This is a genomic window from Streptomyces mobaraensis NBRC 13819 = DSM 40847 (genome assembly GCF_017916255.1).
Taxonomy (GTDB): Bacteria; Actinomycetota; Actinomycetes; order Streptomycetales; family Streptomycetaceae; genus Streptomyces; species Streptomyces mobaraensis.
Genome location: NZ_CP072827.1, coordinates 5,691,971 through 5,705,617, shown reverse-complemented (window position 1 = coordinate 5,705,617; position 13,647 = coordinate 5,691,971). Strand labels below are relative to the sequence as shown.

The 13,647-nt window shown below is 74.1% G+C and carries 11 protein-coding genes; 2 read left to right on the top strand and 9 right to left on the bottom strand.

Going from position 1 to position 13,647, the window contains the following annotated elements; all coding sequences use genetic code 11:
* Nucleotides 1-4 precede the first annotated feature (4 nt).
* Nucleotides 5-670 carry a hypothetical protein gene (locus tag J7W19_RS24685; RefSeq protein WP_004948150.1) on the top strand — a complete coding sequence of 222 codons (666 nt, stop codon included), beginning with the start codon at nt 5-7 and terminating at the stop codon, nt 668-670.
* Nucleotides 671-695: 25 nt separating this feature from the next.
* Here J7W19_RS24685 and J7W19_RS24680 read toward each other — a convergent pair whose 3' ends face one another.
* The 9 genes from J7W19_RS24680 to wrbA form a co-directional block, all read right to left on the bottom strand.
* Nucleotides 696-2,015 carry a class I SAM-dependent RNA methyltransferase gene (locus J7W19_RS24680; RefSeq protein ID WP_004948152.1) on the bottom strand — a complete coding sequence of 440 codons (1,320 nt, stop codon included), beginning with the start codon at nt 2,013-2,015 and terminating at the stop codon, nt 696-698.
* A gap of 94 nt (nt 2,016-2,109) precedes the next feature.
* The gene (locus J7W19_RS24675) at nt 2,110-4,164 is read right to left on the bottom strand and encodes an APC family permease (RefSeq protein WP_004948155.1); all 2,055 of its coding nucleotides are present in this window, start codon (nt 4,162-4,164) and stop codon (nt 2,110-2,112) included.
* A gap of 143 nt (nt 4,165-4,307) precedes the next feature.
* On the bottom strand, nt 4,308-5,480 hold the full coding sequence (locus tag J7W19_RS24670; RefSeq protein WP_233478167.1) for a cytochrome P450 family protein: 1,173 nt from the start codon (nt 5,478-5,480) through the stop codon (nt 4,308-4,310).
* Nucleotides 5,477-7,075, bottom strand: coding sequence for a cytochrome P450 (locus tag J7W19_RS24665; protein WP_004948161.1), 1,599 nt, complete (start codon nt 7,073-7,075; stop codon nt 5,477-5,479). The genes J7W19_RS24670 and J7W19_RS24665 overlap by 4 nt, the downstream gene beginning before the upstream one ends.
* On the bottom strand, nt 7,072-7,707 hold the full coding sequence (locus J7W19_RS24660; protein ID WP_004948164.1) for a GTP-binding protein: 636 nt from the start codon (nt 7,705-7,707) through the stop codon (nt 7,072-7,074). The genes J7W19_RS24665 and J7W19_RS24660 overlap by 4 nt, the downstream gene beginning before the upstream one ends.
* A complete protein-coding gene (locus tag J7W19_RS24655; RefSeq protein WP_004948167.1) occupies nt 7,685-8,047 on the bottom strand; it encodes a DUF742 domain-containing protein in 363 nt (120 codons plus the stop codon). Before J7W19_RS24655 ends, J7W19_RS24660 begins: the two co-directional genes overlap by 23 nt.
* Nucleotides 8,044-8,484, bottom strand: coding sequence for a roadblock/LC7 domain-containing protein (locus J7W19_RS24650; protein WP_004948169.1), 441 nt, complete (start codon nt 8,482-8,484; stop codon nt 8,044-8,046). Before J7W19_RS24650 ends, J7W19_RS24655 begins: the two co-directional genes overlap by 4 nt.
* Nucleotides 8,481-11,090, bottom strand: coding sequence for an ATP-binding protein (locus J7W19_RS33855; RefSeq protein ID WP_004948172.1), 2,610 nt, complete (start codon nt 11,088-11,090; stop codon nt 8,481-8,483). The genes J7W19_RS24650 and J7W19_RS33855 overlap by 4 nt, the downstream gene beginning before the upstream one ends.
* 266 nt (nt 11,091-11,356) lie before the next feature.
* Nucleotides 11,357-11,971 (bottom strand): NAD(P)H:quinone oxidoreductase, encoded by a 615-nt coding sequence (gene wrbA / locus J7W19_RS24640; RefSeq protein WP_004948176.1) that lies wholly within the window; start codon nt 11,969-11,971, stop codon nt 11,357-11,359.
* 318 nt (nt 11,972-12,289) lie between these two features.
* Between wrbA and J7W19_RS24635 the strand changes: the two genes are divergently transcribed.
* Entirely contained in the window at nt 12,290-13,483 is a 1,194-nt protein-coding gene (locus J7W19_RS24635; RefSeq protein WP_004948180.1) for a transaldolase family protein, read from the top strand.
* Nucleotides 13,484-13,647 lie beyond the last annotated feature (164 nt).

Here is a 13,647-nt window from a genome sequence, read left to right as displayed (position 1 = left end):
TCGCATGACCGCTTTCCTTCTAGGGATCCTCAGTTCCCTGGCAGCCAGCGCGACCCTGCTCGTCGTCGGTCTCCTCCGCGGCTCACGCCCCCTGTGGTGGGTGGTGTCCGTCTGCTCCCGGTGGACCGGCACAGGGCTCGGCCGCGTGTACCGCCGTCAGTCGTCCGCCGAACAGGACATCACTCACGACCTGCGCCGGGCCCGCTGGGTCAAGGTCCTGGCGGGGCGCGGAAACCTGCTCACCCGCGAGGCCTTCACCCCTCTCTGGTCGGGCGAACTGGCCCCGGAATTCGTCCGGGTACTCCTGCCCGACCCAGACACCCGAGGTGACTCCTGGCTCGACCGGCGATCCCGAGACCTGTGCCGGTTCGACCCCGGCTACTCCCCTGGTCTGCTCAGAAGCCAGATCCGGACGAACACGGAATATGTGGCTCAAGTGACCCGCGGCCTCCGCCACGTCGAACTCCGCAGCTTCGACCTGCCTCACACCTGCCGCGTGATCGCGACGGACCGGGCCGCCTACCTCACCTTCTACAGCAGCTCCGCTCACGGCAGGAACTCACCGTGCCTGTACGTCCAGGCCCCCGGACTCCTGTACTCCATTGCCCTGCAGCAGTTCGACACCGCCTGGACGAACGGCTCACGCGCGCACCCGGCACCCGGCCCCTGAGGGCGTGCGCCAGCCGCCAGCGCCCCTACCCCACCCGCTTCAGGATCGCCACGCACTCCACATGGTGCGTCACCGGGAACAGGTCGAACGCCCGCAGCATCGCCGGCCGGTAGCCCTCCTCCTCGAAGTACTTCAGGTCGCGGGCGAGGGCGGCCGGGTCGCAGGCGACGTAGGCGATGCGGCGGGCGCCCAGGCCGGCCAGGTGGCGGACCGTGGCGCGGCCGGCGCCGGCGCGCGGGGGGTCGAGGACGATGATGTCGGCGCTGTCGATGCGGGTGCGCGGGAGGACGTCCTCCACCTTGCCCTGTTCGATGCGGACGCGGTCGAGGTCCTGGAGGTTGTGGCGGGCGTCCTCGACGGCGCGCTTGGAGGATTCGATGCCGAGGACGGCGCCCTTGTCGCCGACGCGCTCGGCGAGGGCGCCGGCGAAGAGGCCGACGCCGCAGTAGAGGTCCAGGGCCATGTCGCCCTTGCGCGGCATGAGGCCCTGCATGACGGCCTTGACGAGGGTGTCGGCGGCCTGGGGGTGGACCTGCCAGAAGCCGCCCTCGCCGACGCGGTAGGTGCGGCCGTCCGCGCGTTCGCGGACGAAGGGGCGGCCGTGGACGCGGTGGATGCGCTGGTCCTTCTCCCCCACGCGCAGCACCGAGACCGGCTTGTCGAGTTCGACGATCGGGAGGCGGCCGCCCGGCTTCGGGGTGAGGACGACCTGGCGGTCCGCGGAGCCGGAGGCGGCGATGGCGTCGACCGAGGCGATCTGCGGCCACTCGCGCTTCTCGATGCCCAGCTCGCTCACGCCCGGGGCCGCGATCAGGCAGTGGTCGATGGGCTGGACGTCGTGCGAGCGGTGCTTGCGGAGGCCGGCGTGGCCCTCGGCGTCGATCGCGTACTGGACGCGGGTGCGCCAGGCGGGGACCTGGCCGGCGGGGACCTTGTCGCCCTCGGCTGGCGCCACCGTGCCGTCCCAGCCGGCCTCCTCGGGCGTCAGGCCCGCGAGGCGCCGGAGCTGTTCGGCGATGACCTCGCCCTTGAGGCGGCGCTGGGCGCCCGGCTTGACGTGCTGCCAGTCGCAGCCGCCGCACTTGCCCGGGCCGGAGAAGGGGCAGGGGGCCGGGACGCGGTCCTTCGACGGCTCCAGGACCTCGACGGCGTCCGCGCGCAGGAAGCGGGAGGTCTCCTCGCCCTCGGTGATCCGGGCGATCACGCGCTCACCGGGGAGGGTGTGGCGGACGAACAGGACGCGGCCCGTCTCCGTCCGGGCGACGCAGTGGCCGCCGTGGGCGACCGGGCCGACCTCGACCTCGTACTCCTCGCCGACCAGCGACTTCGTCGGTTCCGTCTGCATGGGGGAAGAGCTCCTGGGTCGAGTCGGCGAAAAGGTGGTGCGGCGGGGCAACAGCCGTTCAGTCTACGTCCCGCCGCACCACCCCCGTCCCCGGCTACTTCTTCGCCGCGGCCTTTTCCTTCTTCTGCGGCGGGGCGACCGGGCCGCGCCGGACCGAGCCGGGCGCGTTCCACTCGGCGCGCTTGCGGGCGCGGCGGCGGGCGGCCTCGGAGGAGTCCAGCTGCCAGGGCACCGAGGTGACCATCACGCCCGGGGTGAAGAGCAGCCGGCCCTTGAGCCGCAGGGCGCTCTGGTTGTGGAGCAGGTGCTCGTACCAGTGGCCGACCACGTACTCGGGGATGTAGACGCTGACCACGTCGCGCGGGCTCTCCTTGCGGAGCGACTTCACGTAGTCGATCACCGGCCGGGTGATCTCGCGGTACGGCGAGTCGAGGATCTTCAGCGGGACGTCGACGCCCCGCTCGTGCCACTCCTCGCGCAGCGCCTTGGTCTCGGCCGGGTCGACGCTGATGCTCAGCGCCTCCAGGGTGTCCGAGCGCATCAGCTTGGCGTAGGCCAGGGCCCGCAGGGTCGGCTTGTGGACCTTGGAGACCAGCACGATGGAGTGCACCCGCGACGGCCGGACGGCCGCCTCGCCGGGCTCGTCCTCGAGCGCGATCTCGTCGGCGACCCGGTCGTAGTGGCGGCGGATGGCGGTCATCGTCGCGTAGAAGATCACCATGCCGAGCAGCGCGACCCAGGCGCCGTGGGTGAACTTGGTCAGCAGCACGACGACCAGCACCAGGCCGGTCAGGAAGCCGCCGAAGGTGTTGATCGCCCGGGAGCGGACCATGTGGCGGCGCTTGCCGGGGTCGGTCTCGGTCTCCAGGTGCCGGTTCCAGTGCCGGACCATGCCGATCTGGCTCAGGGTGAAGGAGACGAAGACGCCGACGATGTACAGCTGGATCAGCTTCGTCGAGTCGGCGCCGTAGATGTAGGTGAGGACGATGGCGGCGCCCGCGAGGAGCACGATGCCGTTGGAGAACGCCAGCCGGTCGCCGCGGGTGTGCAGCTGGCGCGGCAGGTAGCGGTCCTGGGCGAGGATCGAGCCGAGCAGCGGGAAGCCGTTGTAGGCGGTGTTCGCGGCCAGGAACAGCACCAGCGCGGTGGCGGCGGCCAGCACGACGAAGAGGAACGAGCCGTGGCCGAAGACCGCCTCGGCGACCTGCGAGATCACCGGGTTCTGGGTGTAGCCCTCGCCGAGCGGCTTGCCGTCCTTGAGGAGGTCGCTCGCCGGGTTCTCGGCCATGCGCACGTGCGTGGCCATGGCCAGCGCGATGATGCCGCAGAACATGGTGACGGCCAGGCCGCCCATGAGCGCGAGCGTGGTGGCGGCGTTCTTCGACTTCGGCTTGCGGAAGGCGGGCACGCCGTTGCTGATCGCCTCGACGCCGGTGAGCGCGGCGCAGCCGGAGGAGAAGGCGCGCAGCAGCAAGAAGACCAGCGCGAAGCCGGCCAGGCCCTGGTGCTCGGCGTTGATGGTGTAGTCGGCGGTGGGCGCCCGCATGGTGTCGCCCATGAACACGCCGCGGACGACGCCCCAGGCGATCAGCAGGAAGACGCCGCCGACGAAGACGTAGGTGGGGATCGCGAAGAGCTTGCCGGACTCCTTGACGCCTCTCAGGTTCATCAGGGTCAGCAGCACGATCACGGCGATGGCGCAGGCGGTCTTGTGCTCGACGACGAACGGGATGGCGGAGCCGAGGTTCTCGATGCCGGAGGCGATGGAGACGGCGACCGTGAGGACGTAGTCGACGAGGAGGGCGCTGGCGACGGTGAGTCCGGCCTTCGGGCCCAGGTTGGTGGTGGCGACCTCGTAGTCGCCGCCGCCGCTCGGGTAGGCGTGGACGTTCTGGCGGTACGAGGCGACCACCGTGAACATCAGCACGACGACCGCGACGGCGATCCATGGGCTGTAGTGGTAGGCCGACACACCTGCCACGGAGAGGACGAGCAGGACCTCGCCCGGCGCGTACGCCACAGAGGAGAGAGGGTCGGACGCGAAGACGGGGAGGGCGATGCGCTTGGGGAGGAGGGTCTCTCCCAGCTTGTCGCTGCGCAGCGCCCGCCCGATCAGGATCCGTTTCGGCAGGTCGGTCAATTTGGACACGCAGAGGATCGTAAGCGTTCGGTCCCCGGCTCGCCCACCCGCCACCCGCCCGGTCCGTGTTCGGGCTGGTGGCGGGTGGGCGGGGTTGGGGCGAGGGCCGGAGAGCGCCCGAGGAGCCCGGGGAGGACGGGGACGACGGACGGTCAGCCGTGGAGGAGGGCCGGGAGGGAACGGTGTCCGTTGGAGATGAAGGAGTCCACCGGCTCCAGGCCGCCGGCCTTCCCGTCACCGGCCTCCCCACCGTCTTCCCCGCCGCCTTCCCCGCCGCCTTCCCCGCCGCCCGCCTCCGGCGCGAGGCGCAGCTCCGGGAAGCGGGCGAAGAGGGCCGGCAGCGCCACGGTCGCCTCCAGCCGGGCCAGCGGGGCGCCGAGGCAGAAGTGGGCGCCGTGGCCGAAGGAGAGGTGGTCCTTGGTGGCGCGCCGCACGTCGAACTCGGCGGCCCCCTCGCCGTACAGCTCCGGGTCGCGGCCCGCCGCCGCGTACGCCGCGACGATGGCGTCGCCCTCCCGGAGGACGGTCCCGTCGTCGAGCGTGATGTCCTCGACGGCGTAGCGGAGCGGGAGGTTGGCGACGGGCGCCTCGACGCGCAGCGCCTCCTCGACGACGTCGTCCCAGCCGGCCTGTCCGGAGCGGACGAGGGCGAGCTGCTCGGGGTGGGTGAGCAGCAGGTGGATGGCGTTGTCGAGGAGGTTGACGGTGGTCTCGTGGCCCGCGCTGATCACCAGCAGCAGGGTGTCGACCAGCTCCTGCTCGCTGAGCCGGGTGCCGTCCTCGTCGTCGCGGGCCGAGATGAGGACGCTGGTCATGTCGTCGCCGGGCTTCTCGCGCTTGGCGGCGACGAGCTCGCCGAGCAGCCGGTAGATCTCGGTGTAGGTGGCGGTGACCTCGGCGGGGTCGGCGGAGGTGTGGAAGATCGAGTCGACGCAGCGGCGCAGGCCCTCGCGGGCGTCCTCGTCCTCGATGCCCATCAGTTCGCAGATGACCCGGATGGGCAGCGGGTAGGCGTAGCGCTCGCGGAGGTCGACGACCGTGCCGGGCCCGGCGGCGGCCAGGCCGTCCAGCAGCTCGGCGGTGATCTTCTCGACGCGGGGGCGCAGGGCGGCGGTGCGGCGGGCGGTGAACGCCTTGGCGACCAGGGAGCGGAGGCGGCGGTGGTCGGGGCCGTAGGCGGTGAACATGTTCTGCACCGCGACCCAGGTGTAGAGCGGCCACTCCGGGGAGACCTCACCGTTGATCCAGGTCGGCCAGTGCTGCCGCGGGTCCTTGGAGACGCGGGGGTCGGTGAGGAGCCGCTTGAGCAGGGCCTGGGAGGTCACCGCCCACGCCACCACGCCCCCAGGGAGCTCCACGGGGACCGCCGGTCCGTGGGCCCGGATGCGGGCGGCCTCGCCGTGGATGTCCCGGCCGGCGGGGTCGATCGTGACGGGGCAGGTGGGACGTTCCATCTGCGGTCTCCAAAAGTCTCGGGGGTGGGAGCGGGGGTGCGAGCGGGAACGGGAGTGGTCGGGGAGGCGTACGGGGCTGTACGGGCGGGCTCGCCGCCGGGGTGCCCGAAGGCGCCCGCGGGTCCGGTCCGCGGCCCGGGTGCGTCGGACGCCGACGCGGCCACCGGTGCCGACCCGGACGCCGATACGGGCACGGGCTGCGGCGGGAAGCGCACGGGCAGCGCCGTCAGGGCCCGGTGGAACGGGCCGGGCCGCCACACCAGCCGGTCGGCGGGTACGGCCAGTTCCATGTCCGGCAGCCGGTCGAGGAGCCGTTCCACGGCGGCCGAGGCGATCAGCCGGGCCGGGTCCTTGGCCGGGCAGTGGTGCGGGCCGGCGCTCCAGGCGAGGTGCGCGCGGTTGCCGGTGCGCTGCCCGGAGTGGTGCTCGGGGCGGAGGGCGGGGTCCGTGTTGGCGGCGGCGAAGCTGACGACGACGGGTTCGCCGGCGCGCAGCCGTACGCCCGCGAAGTCGAGGTCGGCCGTCGGGTAGTGGACGCCGTAGTTGGCCATCGGCGGGTCGAGCCAGAGCACCTCGTCCAGCGCGTCGTCGACGGGCATGGTGCCGCCGGCCAGGTCGCCCGCGAACCGGTCGTCGCAGAGCAGCAGCCGCAGGGCGCCCGCGATGAGGTTCTGCTGGGGCTCGGTGCCCGCGCCCATCAGCACGACGAGTTGGTGGATCATCTCCTCGTCGGTGAGCCCGGCCGGATGCGCCATCAGCCAGGACGTCACGTCCGCGCCCGGCTGCCGGCGCTTGAGGGCGATCAGTTCGGTCAGGGTGCTGGTGATGAGGGCGTTGGCGCGTTCGGCGTCGACCCCGTCGAAGATGCCGGACATGCCCTCGACGAGCCGGTCGCCGAGCGCGGGCGGGCAGCCGAAGAGCTGGTTGAAGACCAGCAGCGGCAGCACCTTGGCGTAGTCGCCGAGCAGGTCGGCCTCGCCGGCCGTGGTGAACCGGTCGACGAGCACGTCGGCGCTGCGCTCGACGTAGCCGCGCAGGGCGTTGGGGTCGATGCGCGCCAGGCTGTCGGTGACCGCCTGGCGGAGCCGCCGGTGCGCCTCGCCGTCGGTGAAGAGGCAGTTGGGCCGGTACGCCATCATCGGCACGACGGGATTGTCGGGCGCGACGCGGCCGTCCGCCAGGGCGCGCCAGCGGCGGGCGTCCTTGGCGAACGCCTCGGGGCTGCGCAGGACGTCCAGGGCGGCGCGGTAGTCGGTGACGAGGTGGGCCCGGACGCCCGGCGCGAGTTCGACGGGAGCGACGGGCCCGTACCGGCGCAGCCGCCGGTAGACGGCGTGCGGGTCGGCCGCGAAATCCGGGCCGTGCAGGGGGGTGACCTCGGGAGGGGGCGCCGCGCCCTGGTGCGCGGGGCAGCCGGCCGGCGGCTGGGCGGCCGGGGGCCGACTCGCACGGGTCACACGGGTCACAGGGGCTCCTGGGCGGTGCGGGCGTGCAGGTGGTCCACGAGAGTGATCAGAGCGCGGGTGGCCGAGACCCGGTCCCGGGCGTCGCAGGTGACCAGCGGGGTCTCCGGGAGGAGGTCGAGGGCCTCGCGGATCTCCTCCTCCGGGAACACCGGCGCGTCGTCGAAGTGGTTGACGGCCACGGCGTACGGCACGCCGTGCTCCTCCAGCAGCCCCATGACGTCGAAGGAGTGGTCCAGCCGGCGGGTGTCGGCGAGGACGAGCGCGCCGAGCGCGCCCTGGATCATGTCCAGCCACAGGCGGGTGAAGCGCTGCTGGCCGGGGGCGCCGAAGAGGTAGAGGACGAGGCTGTCGCTGAGGGTGAGCCGGCCGAAGTCCATGGCGACCGTGGTGGTGGTCTTGCCGTCGGTCCCGGCCAGGTCGTCCACGTGCGCGCCGGCCTGCGTCATCGTCTCCTCGGTGCGCAGCGGCCGGATCTCGGACAGCGCGCCGACGAACGTCGTCTTGCCGACGCCGAAGTGGCCGACGACGAGCAGCTTGGCCGCGGTGCGGACGGTCCCGCGCAGGTAGACGCCACCGCCGTCGGGGACACCGCTGGGGGAAACGCCGCGTTCAGAGGCGAGCGCGGAGTCCATCGAGCACCTCCTGGAGGATCTGGGCCTCGGGCAGTCGTGCCGAGGGGATGGGCGCCCTGGTGCTGAGGTGGCCGCTGTCCACGAGGTCGCTGAGCAGCACCTTGGTGACGCTGACGGGCAGTTGGAGGTAGCCGGCGATCTCGGCGACGGACAGGGCGCCGCCGAGGCAGAGCTCCATGAGGCGGTACTTCTCCGGGCTGAGCCCGTCGAGCGGCCGGTCGTCGTGCGCCATCACCAGGGTGACCAGGTCGAAGGTGTTGCGGGTCGGGTGCGACCGGCCCTCCGTGACGACGTACGGCCGTACCAGCCCCTTGTCGCGCCGGGGCACGGCCGGGGTCACGCCGGGCTGCCGGGGCCGCCCTGCCACCCGGCGTCGAGCCGCGGCGGGCTGACGAGTTCCTTGCCGAGCCGGTCGACCGTCTTCTGCATGCGGTAGGTGACGGCCTCCATGTCGACGTTCTCGGTGGCGGAGACCGCGAGGTAGGCGCCGGGACCGGCCGCGATCAGGAAGACGTAGCCGTGCGCGAACTCGATCAGCGTCTGCCGCCAGGGCGTCTCGTGCCGGGCCGGGTGGGTGCAGAAGTCCGCCGTGGAACGGCTGATGGACTGCAGCCCGGACAGGGCCGCCGCCTGGCGCTCGGCCTCGTCGCGCGCGATGCCCGCGGAGTGCGCGCGCAGCATGCCGTCGGCGGAGAGCAGGATCGCGTGGCGGGCCTCGGGGATCTTCACGACCTCGTCCAGCATCCAGGCCAGATCGTTGTTCAGGTGGTCGTTCACGCGTGCGGGTTCCCTTCGTCTTCTGCGGGCTCGGGGGCGGGGGCGGTTGAGGACCGCGGCCCTGGGGCGGGGTGGGGCCGGGGGTACGGACCGGGGTCGGCGCCGGACCGCTCCGGCGGGGCGGGGTACGGGTCCCGGGCGCTGGGGTAGGGGTCCCGGGCGCCGGGGTACGGGCCGGGGGCCTCGGGGTACGGGGCCGGGACGCCGGGGTACGGGCGGGGGGCCTCGGCATGCGGGTCCGGGGCGTACGGTCCGGGGGCCTCGGCGTGCGGCTGCTGGGCCCCGCCTGGGTACGGATGCGGGGTGCCGGCTTGCGGGCCCTGGTCGGCCGGGCGCGCGGACGCGGGGGCCCGGCCTTGCAGCGGCGCCCGGCCCGGTGCCCGGTCCTGAGCCCGCGCCCGGTCCTGGGCCGCCGTACGGTCCTGAGCCGCCGTACGGTCCTGAGCCGCCGTCCGGTCCCCGGCGCGCGGGGCACGCTCGGCGGATCCGGGGTGCCCGGTCTCCGGGTACCGGTCGACGGCATCGGCGTACCGGCCGGTGCCGTGGGCGGACGGATCGGTGCCGTAGGCACTCCGGCCGACGTCCTCGGCGGGCCAGCCGACGTCGCCAAGGGTGCGACCGGCGTCGAACCGACCGGCGTCGGCGGCCCGGTCACCCGGCTCGGCAGGCCGGACGAAGCCGGGAGCGGTCCGGCCCGCGTCGCCCGCAGGGCGGCCGGCACCGGCTTGACCGGCATCAGCGGCCGTCCGGTCGGCATCAGCGGTGGGCCGACCCGCGTCGGGGACCCGGCCGCCACCCGCGAAAGATCGGCCGAAGTCGCCGACCGCCCGGCCCTCACCGCCGACAGCGCGGCCGGCGTCGGCAACCCCGCCGCCAAGCTCGGCAGATCGGTCATCAGCGGAGGCGGTCCAGCCCGCATCGCCGGCAGCGCGGCCGACATCGGACCGACCGGCGTCGGTGGCCCGGCCACGGGGCTCGGCAGGCTGACGGAATTCGGGAGCGATCGAGCCCGCGCCGCCCGCAGGGCGGCCGGCACCGGACCAATCGGCGTCGGTGGCCGAGGGGCCGGTGGTCTCGGTGGGGACCGTGGTCTCGGTGGGGGCGCCGGCGGCCGCCGGGGTGCGGTTCGCGCGTCCGGAGCGGGTGCCGCGGGCGAACGCGCCCATGCGCCGGGCCGTTTCCTCGGCCGTGCGCTCGGGGGCGGCGGGTGCCGGTGTCTCGGGGGGCAGGGGTGCGGAGCCGGCCGGCGGGCCGGCGGGGCGGCGTCGGCGGCGCTTGGGCAGGCCGCCCGCGGTGGTCCCGGCGGACGGAGTGGGCCCCTGGGAGGGTGCGGAGCCGGCCTCGGTGCCGGAGGAGCCCTCGGTACCGGACGGTCGGGATACGGGCTGCCCCGAGTCCCGCGTACCCGCGACGGACGGCCGGCGGTCACCGCCCGCGCCGGGCGCGGGAGTACGGCCCGGAGCGGGCTCCCCGAATCCGTCGCCGCCGGCCGCCGACGCGCCGGCCGCCGGCCCGTCAGGGCCGCCCCGCGCCCGGTCGCGGTCACGCGCCGCTCCCCCGCCCGTCGCGCGCGGCGCGGTGAGCGGCGTCGTGCCGGGTCCGTCCAGTTCCAGGTGGGTGAGGAGCGCGGTCGGCAGGAAGACGACCGCGCGTACGCCGCCGTAGGGCGAGCGCGTGTCGACGGAGACGCTGAAGCCGTAGCGCGCCGCGAGCACGCCCACGACGGGGAAGCCGAACTGCGGGGGGTCGCCGAGCCGGGAGACGTCCACCGCGCGGCGGCCGGAGAGCAGGTCGACGGCCCGTTCGATCTCCTGGCCGTCCATGCCGACGCCGGCGTCGTCGATGAGGACGCAGGCGCCGTTGTGCACCGGCTGGAGGCTCACCTCGACGGTGGTGTTGGGCTGCGAGTGCCGGGCGGCGTTGTCGAGGAGTTCGGCGACGGCGAGGACGACGGGCTCCACGGCCCGGCTGACCACGGCGAGTTCCCCGTCGCCGTGCACCCGCACCCGGCGGTAGTCGCGGATGCGGGAGGTGGCGCCGCGGACGACGTCGGTCAGCGGGGAGGCGACGCGCTGCCGTCCGGGCCACGAGCCGCAGAGCACGCCGATGGCCTGGGCGCGCCGCCCGAACTGCGAGTTGGTGTGGTCGATCTCCAGCAGGTCGCGGAGCACGGCGGGGTCGTCGTGCCGCTCCTGCATGCCGGTGATGGCCTGCTGCTGTTCGTGCGCCAGTCCCTGGAGTGCGCGCATGGAAGCGCGGAGCGCGGCCTTGGCGGACTGGTCGGCGCGTTCCTGCGCCTTGTCCACGGACTGCGCGAAGAGTTCCATCACGGCCTGGAGGCTGTGGGCGAACGCGGTGCCGGTGAGCCGCTCGTCGAGCAGACCGGGCAGGGGCTCCGATCTGTCCATCGAGTCGGCGACGGCCGGCAGGCGCACGTCGACCAGGCGCGCGGCCTCCTCGTCACGCGCCCGGACGTTCTCCTCCAGTGCGGCGGCGCGGGCCCGCAGCGCGGTGGTGACCGTCCGCTGCCGAACCAGCAGGACCACCACGGCGGCCAGTGCCACGATCAGGCACCAGACCCCCGCCTCCGGTATGTGATGCGACATCAATTCCTCTTGGGCACCGGGGTACGCGTACGGCAGGACAGGTCAGCAGGTCACGGCGTCCCGACCTCCCGTCCAAAAGCGGAATACGCGGATCATCCAACCACACCTGTGACCCTGCGCCCGGATCCCTTCTCGAATTGCGAACACACGAACGCCTCCCGTCCGCCCTGGGGAGGGTGAACGGGAGGCGACAGGGGATTTCCGGCCGAATTCCGACCGGTATCCGACCGGCGTCCGGCGGGAACTCACCGCGCCGGGGACGCCCTTCAGGCCGGCAGCGCGGCGCCGAGAGCCTTGGCGATCTCCACGACCCGGCGGGTCTGGTAGGCGATCGCGGCGAGGTTGTCCGGGTGGACGTTGCCGGGGACGTTGTCCGTGACGCTGCTCGCGCCGTAAGGGTTTCCGTTGGCCCGCTCGAACTGGACGGGGTCCGCGAATCCGGCCGGGACGATGACGGCGCCCCAGTGGTAGAAGGTGTTGTTCAGCGCGAGGATGGTGGATTCCTGGCCGGCGTGGGTGTTGTTCGACGAAGTGAAGGACGACACCACCTTGTTGACCAGCTTGCCCTGGAACCAGAGGCCACCGGTGGTGTCCAGGAACTGCTTGAGCTGGGCGGCCGGCAGGCCGAACCGGGTGGGCGTGCCGAAGAGGACGGCGTCCGCCCAGTCCAGGTCCTCCAGCGTCGCCTCGGGGACGTCGCGGGTGGCGGCGACGTGCGCGGCCCACGCCTCGTTGCGGTCGATCGCGCTCTGCGGGGCGAGTTCGGCGACCCGGCGCAGCCGCACCGCGGCGCCCGCCTTCTCCGCCTCGGCCGCGGCGGCCTCGGCCATCTTGTGCACGTTCCCGGTGGACGAGTAGTAGACGACGGCGACATTGGTCATGGCCGTGGGGGCTCCTTCGCTGGTCAAGGGGGGAGCGCTCACAGGGCGAGCGCCGGATCATCGTGGCCGCCGCCGGGAGCCGGGCCAAGGACGGACCGCTCACTACGTCAACTCTCCGGCGCATCCGCCGCATCCGTGCCCGACGCCGCATGGACCGGTATGTGACGAAGTAGCGGACGAAGTGGGGCCGGACCGTTCGACGTCGGCCGTCCGCCCTCCCTAAGGTGCCTGCGGGTGACGGGCGTTGGGCGGGGCCGGGAACGGGCCCCGACCCCCGCCGGGAGCACCCGATCGGGAACCCAGGAGGAGGCCGCGTCCATGGCGGAGCACGTGATCGGCACGGCCGGGAGCCCGTTGCACGCCCTGGCCGCCGAAGGCGTCTCCCCCTGGCTCGACGGGCCGTCCCGCGACCGCCCCGCCCGGGCGGCCGAGGGGGTCCGCGGCGCGGTCTCCGACCCCGGCGCCCTCGCCGCCGACGCCGCCGGGCACGACGGGTGCCGGGAGCAGCTCCGCCACCTCGCGCAGCGCGCCGCCGCGCCGGACACCGCCGTCCTGGCCCTGTGCGCGTACGACCTGCGGTCCGCGTGCGACGCCCTGCGCCCGGTCTTCGACGCGTCGCACGGTCTCGACGGGTACGCCTCCATGGATCTCGACGCCCGCCTCCTCCACGACTCCGGCGCGACGGCCGCCGCGGCGGCGGAGCTGCACCGCGCCGCGCTGCGGGACAACGCGCTGGTGAAGGTCCCCGCGACGGCGGCGGGCCTGACGGCCGCCCGCGCCTGCCTGGAACGCGGCATGGGCACGCACGTCACGGAGGTCTTCTCCGTGCGGCGGCACGGCGACGCCCTCGACGCCTGCCTCGACGGCCTGGAGCGGGCCCGCGCGGCGGGCCGCGACCTCACGCACGTCCCGGTGTGCGTCTCACTCGCCGTCGGCCCGCTGGAGGACGCGGTCGACGCGCGCCTCGCCGCCCTCGGCACGGCGGAGGCGGACGCCCTGCGGGGCACGGCGGCGCAGGCCGCGGCCCGGCTGGCGTACCGGGCGTACGAAGAACGGCTGGCCGGCGACCGCTGGCGGGCGCTGGCCCGCGCCGGGGCCCGCCCGCCGCGGCTGCTGTGGCACGTCGGCGGCGGGCACCGGGCGGACGCGGACGGCACCGCCCGGGTGCTCCGCCGCGTGGAGTCGCTGGTCGCCTGGGGCACCGGCGTCGCCCTCCCCGCCACCGTCCTGGACGCGGTCGCGCGCGCGGGCCGGCTGCGCGGCGACACCCTCAGCGACCGGCACGGCCCCGCCCACGCCGCGCTGACCCGCCTGGAACGGCTGGGCGTCTCCGTCGAGGCGACGGCCGCGACGCTGACGGCCCACCGCCTGGAACGGCTGACGGCCGAGTGGACGGCACTGCGGACGTCCGTCACCGAACAGCTCCAGGCGACCGCCGCCCCGGGATCCGCGCGGCATGGGACGACCGACGCCCCGGAATCCGCGCGGCGGAGACACGACGGACACCCTTGACGTCAGGCCGCCGCCACCGAGCGCACGCCGTCGGCGGATGCTCGGCCCGTCACCACCCACAGCTCACCCGACGCCCTTGACCCTTGCGTCACTTGTATGCCTCCGCATACCTTGGCGCCTTGGCCGCGTAGGTGCCGCAACCGGGGTCCGGGGATTACGGACGC

Excerpts from the sequence above, each read along its gene's own strand:
- J7W19_RS24635 (WP_004948180.1), top strand. The coding sequence starts at position 12,290 with ATGGCGGAGCACGTGATCGGCACGGCCGGGAGCCCGTTGCACGCCCTG.
- J7W19_RS24680 (WP_004948152.1), bottom strand. The coding sequence starts at position 2,015 with ATGCAGACGGAACCGACGAAGTCGCTGGTCGGCGAGGAGTACGAGGTC.
- wrbA (WP_004948176.1), bottom strand. The coding sequence starts at position 11,971 with ATGACCAATGTCGCCGTCGTCTACTACTCGTCCACCGGGAACGTGCAC.
- J7W19_RS33855 (WP_004948172.1), bottom strand. The coding sequence starts at position 11,090 with ATGTCGCATCACATACCGGAGGCGGGGGTCTGGTGCCTGATCGTGGCA.
- J7W19_RS24685 (WP_004948150.1), top strand. The coding sequence starts at position 5 with ATGACCGCTTTCCTTCTAGGGATCCTCAGTTCCCTGGCAGCCAGCGCG.
- J7W19_RS24660 (WP_004948164.1), bottom strand. The coding sequence starts at position 7,707 with ATGGACTCCGCGCTCGCCTCTGAACGCGGCGTTTCCCCCAGCGGTGTC.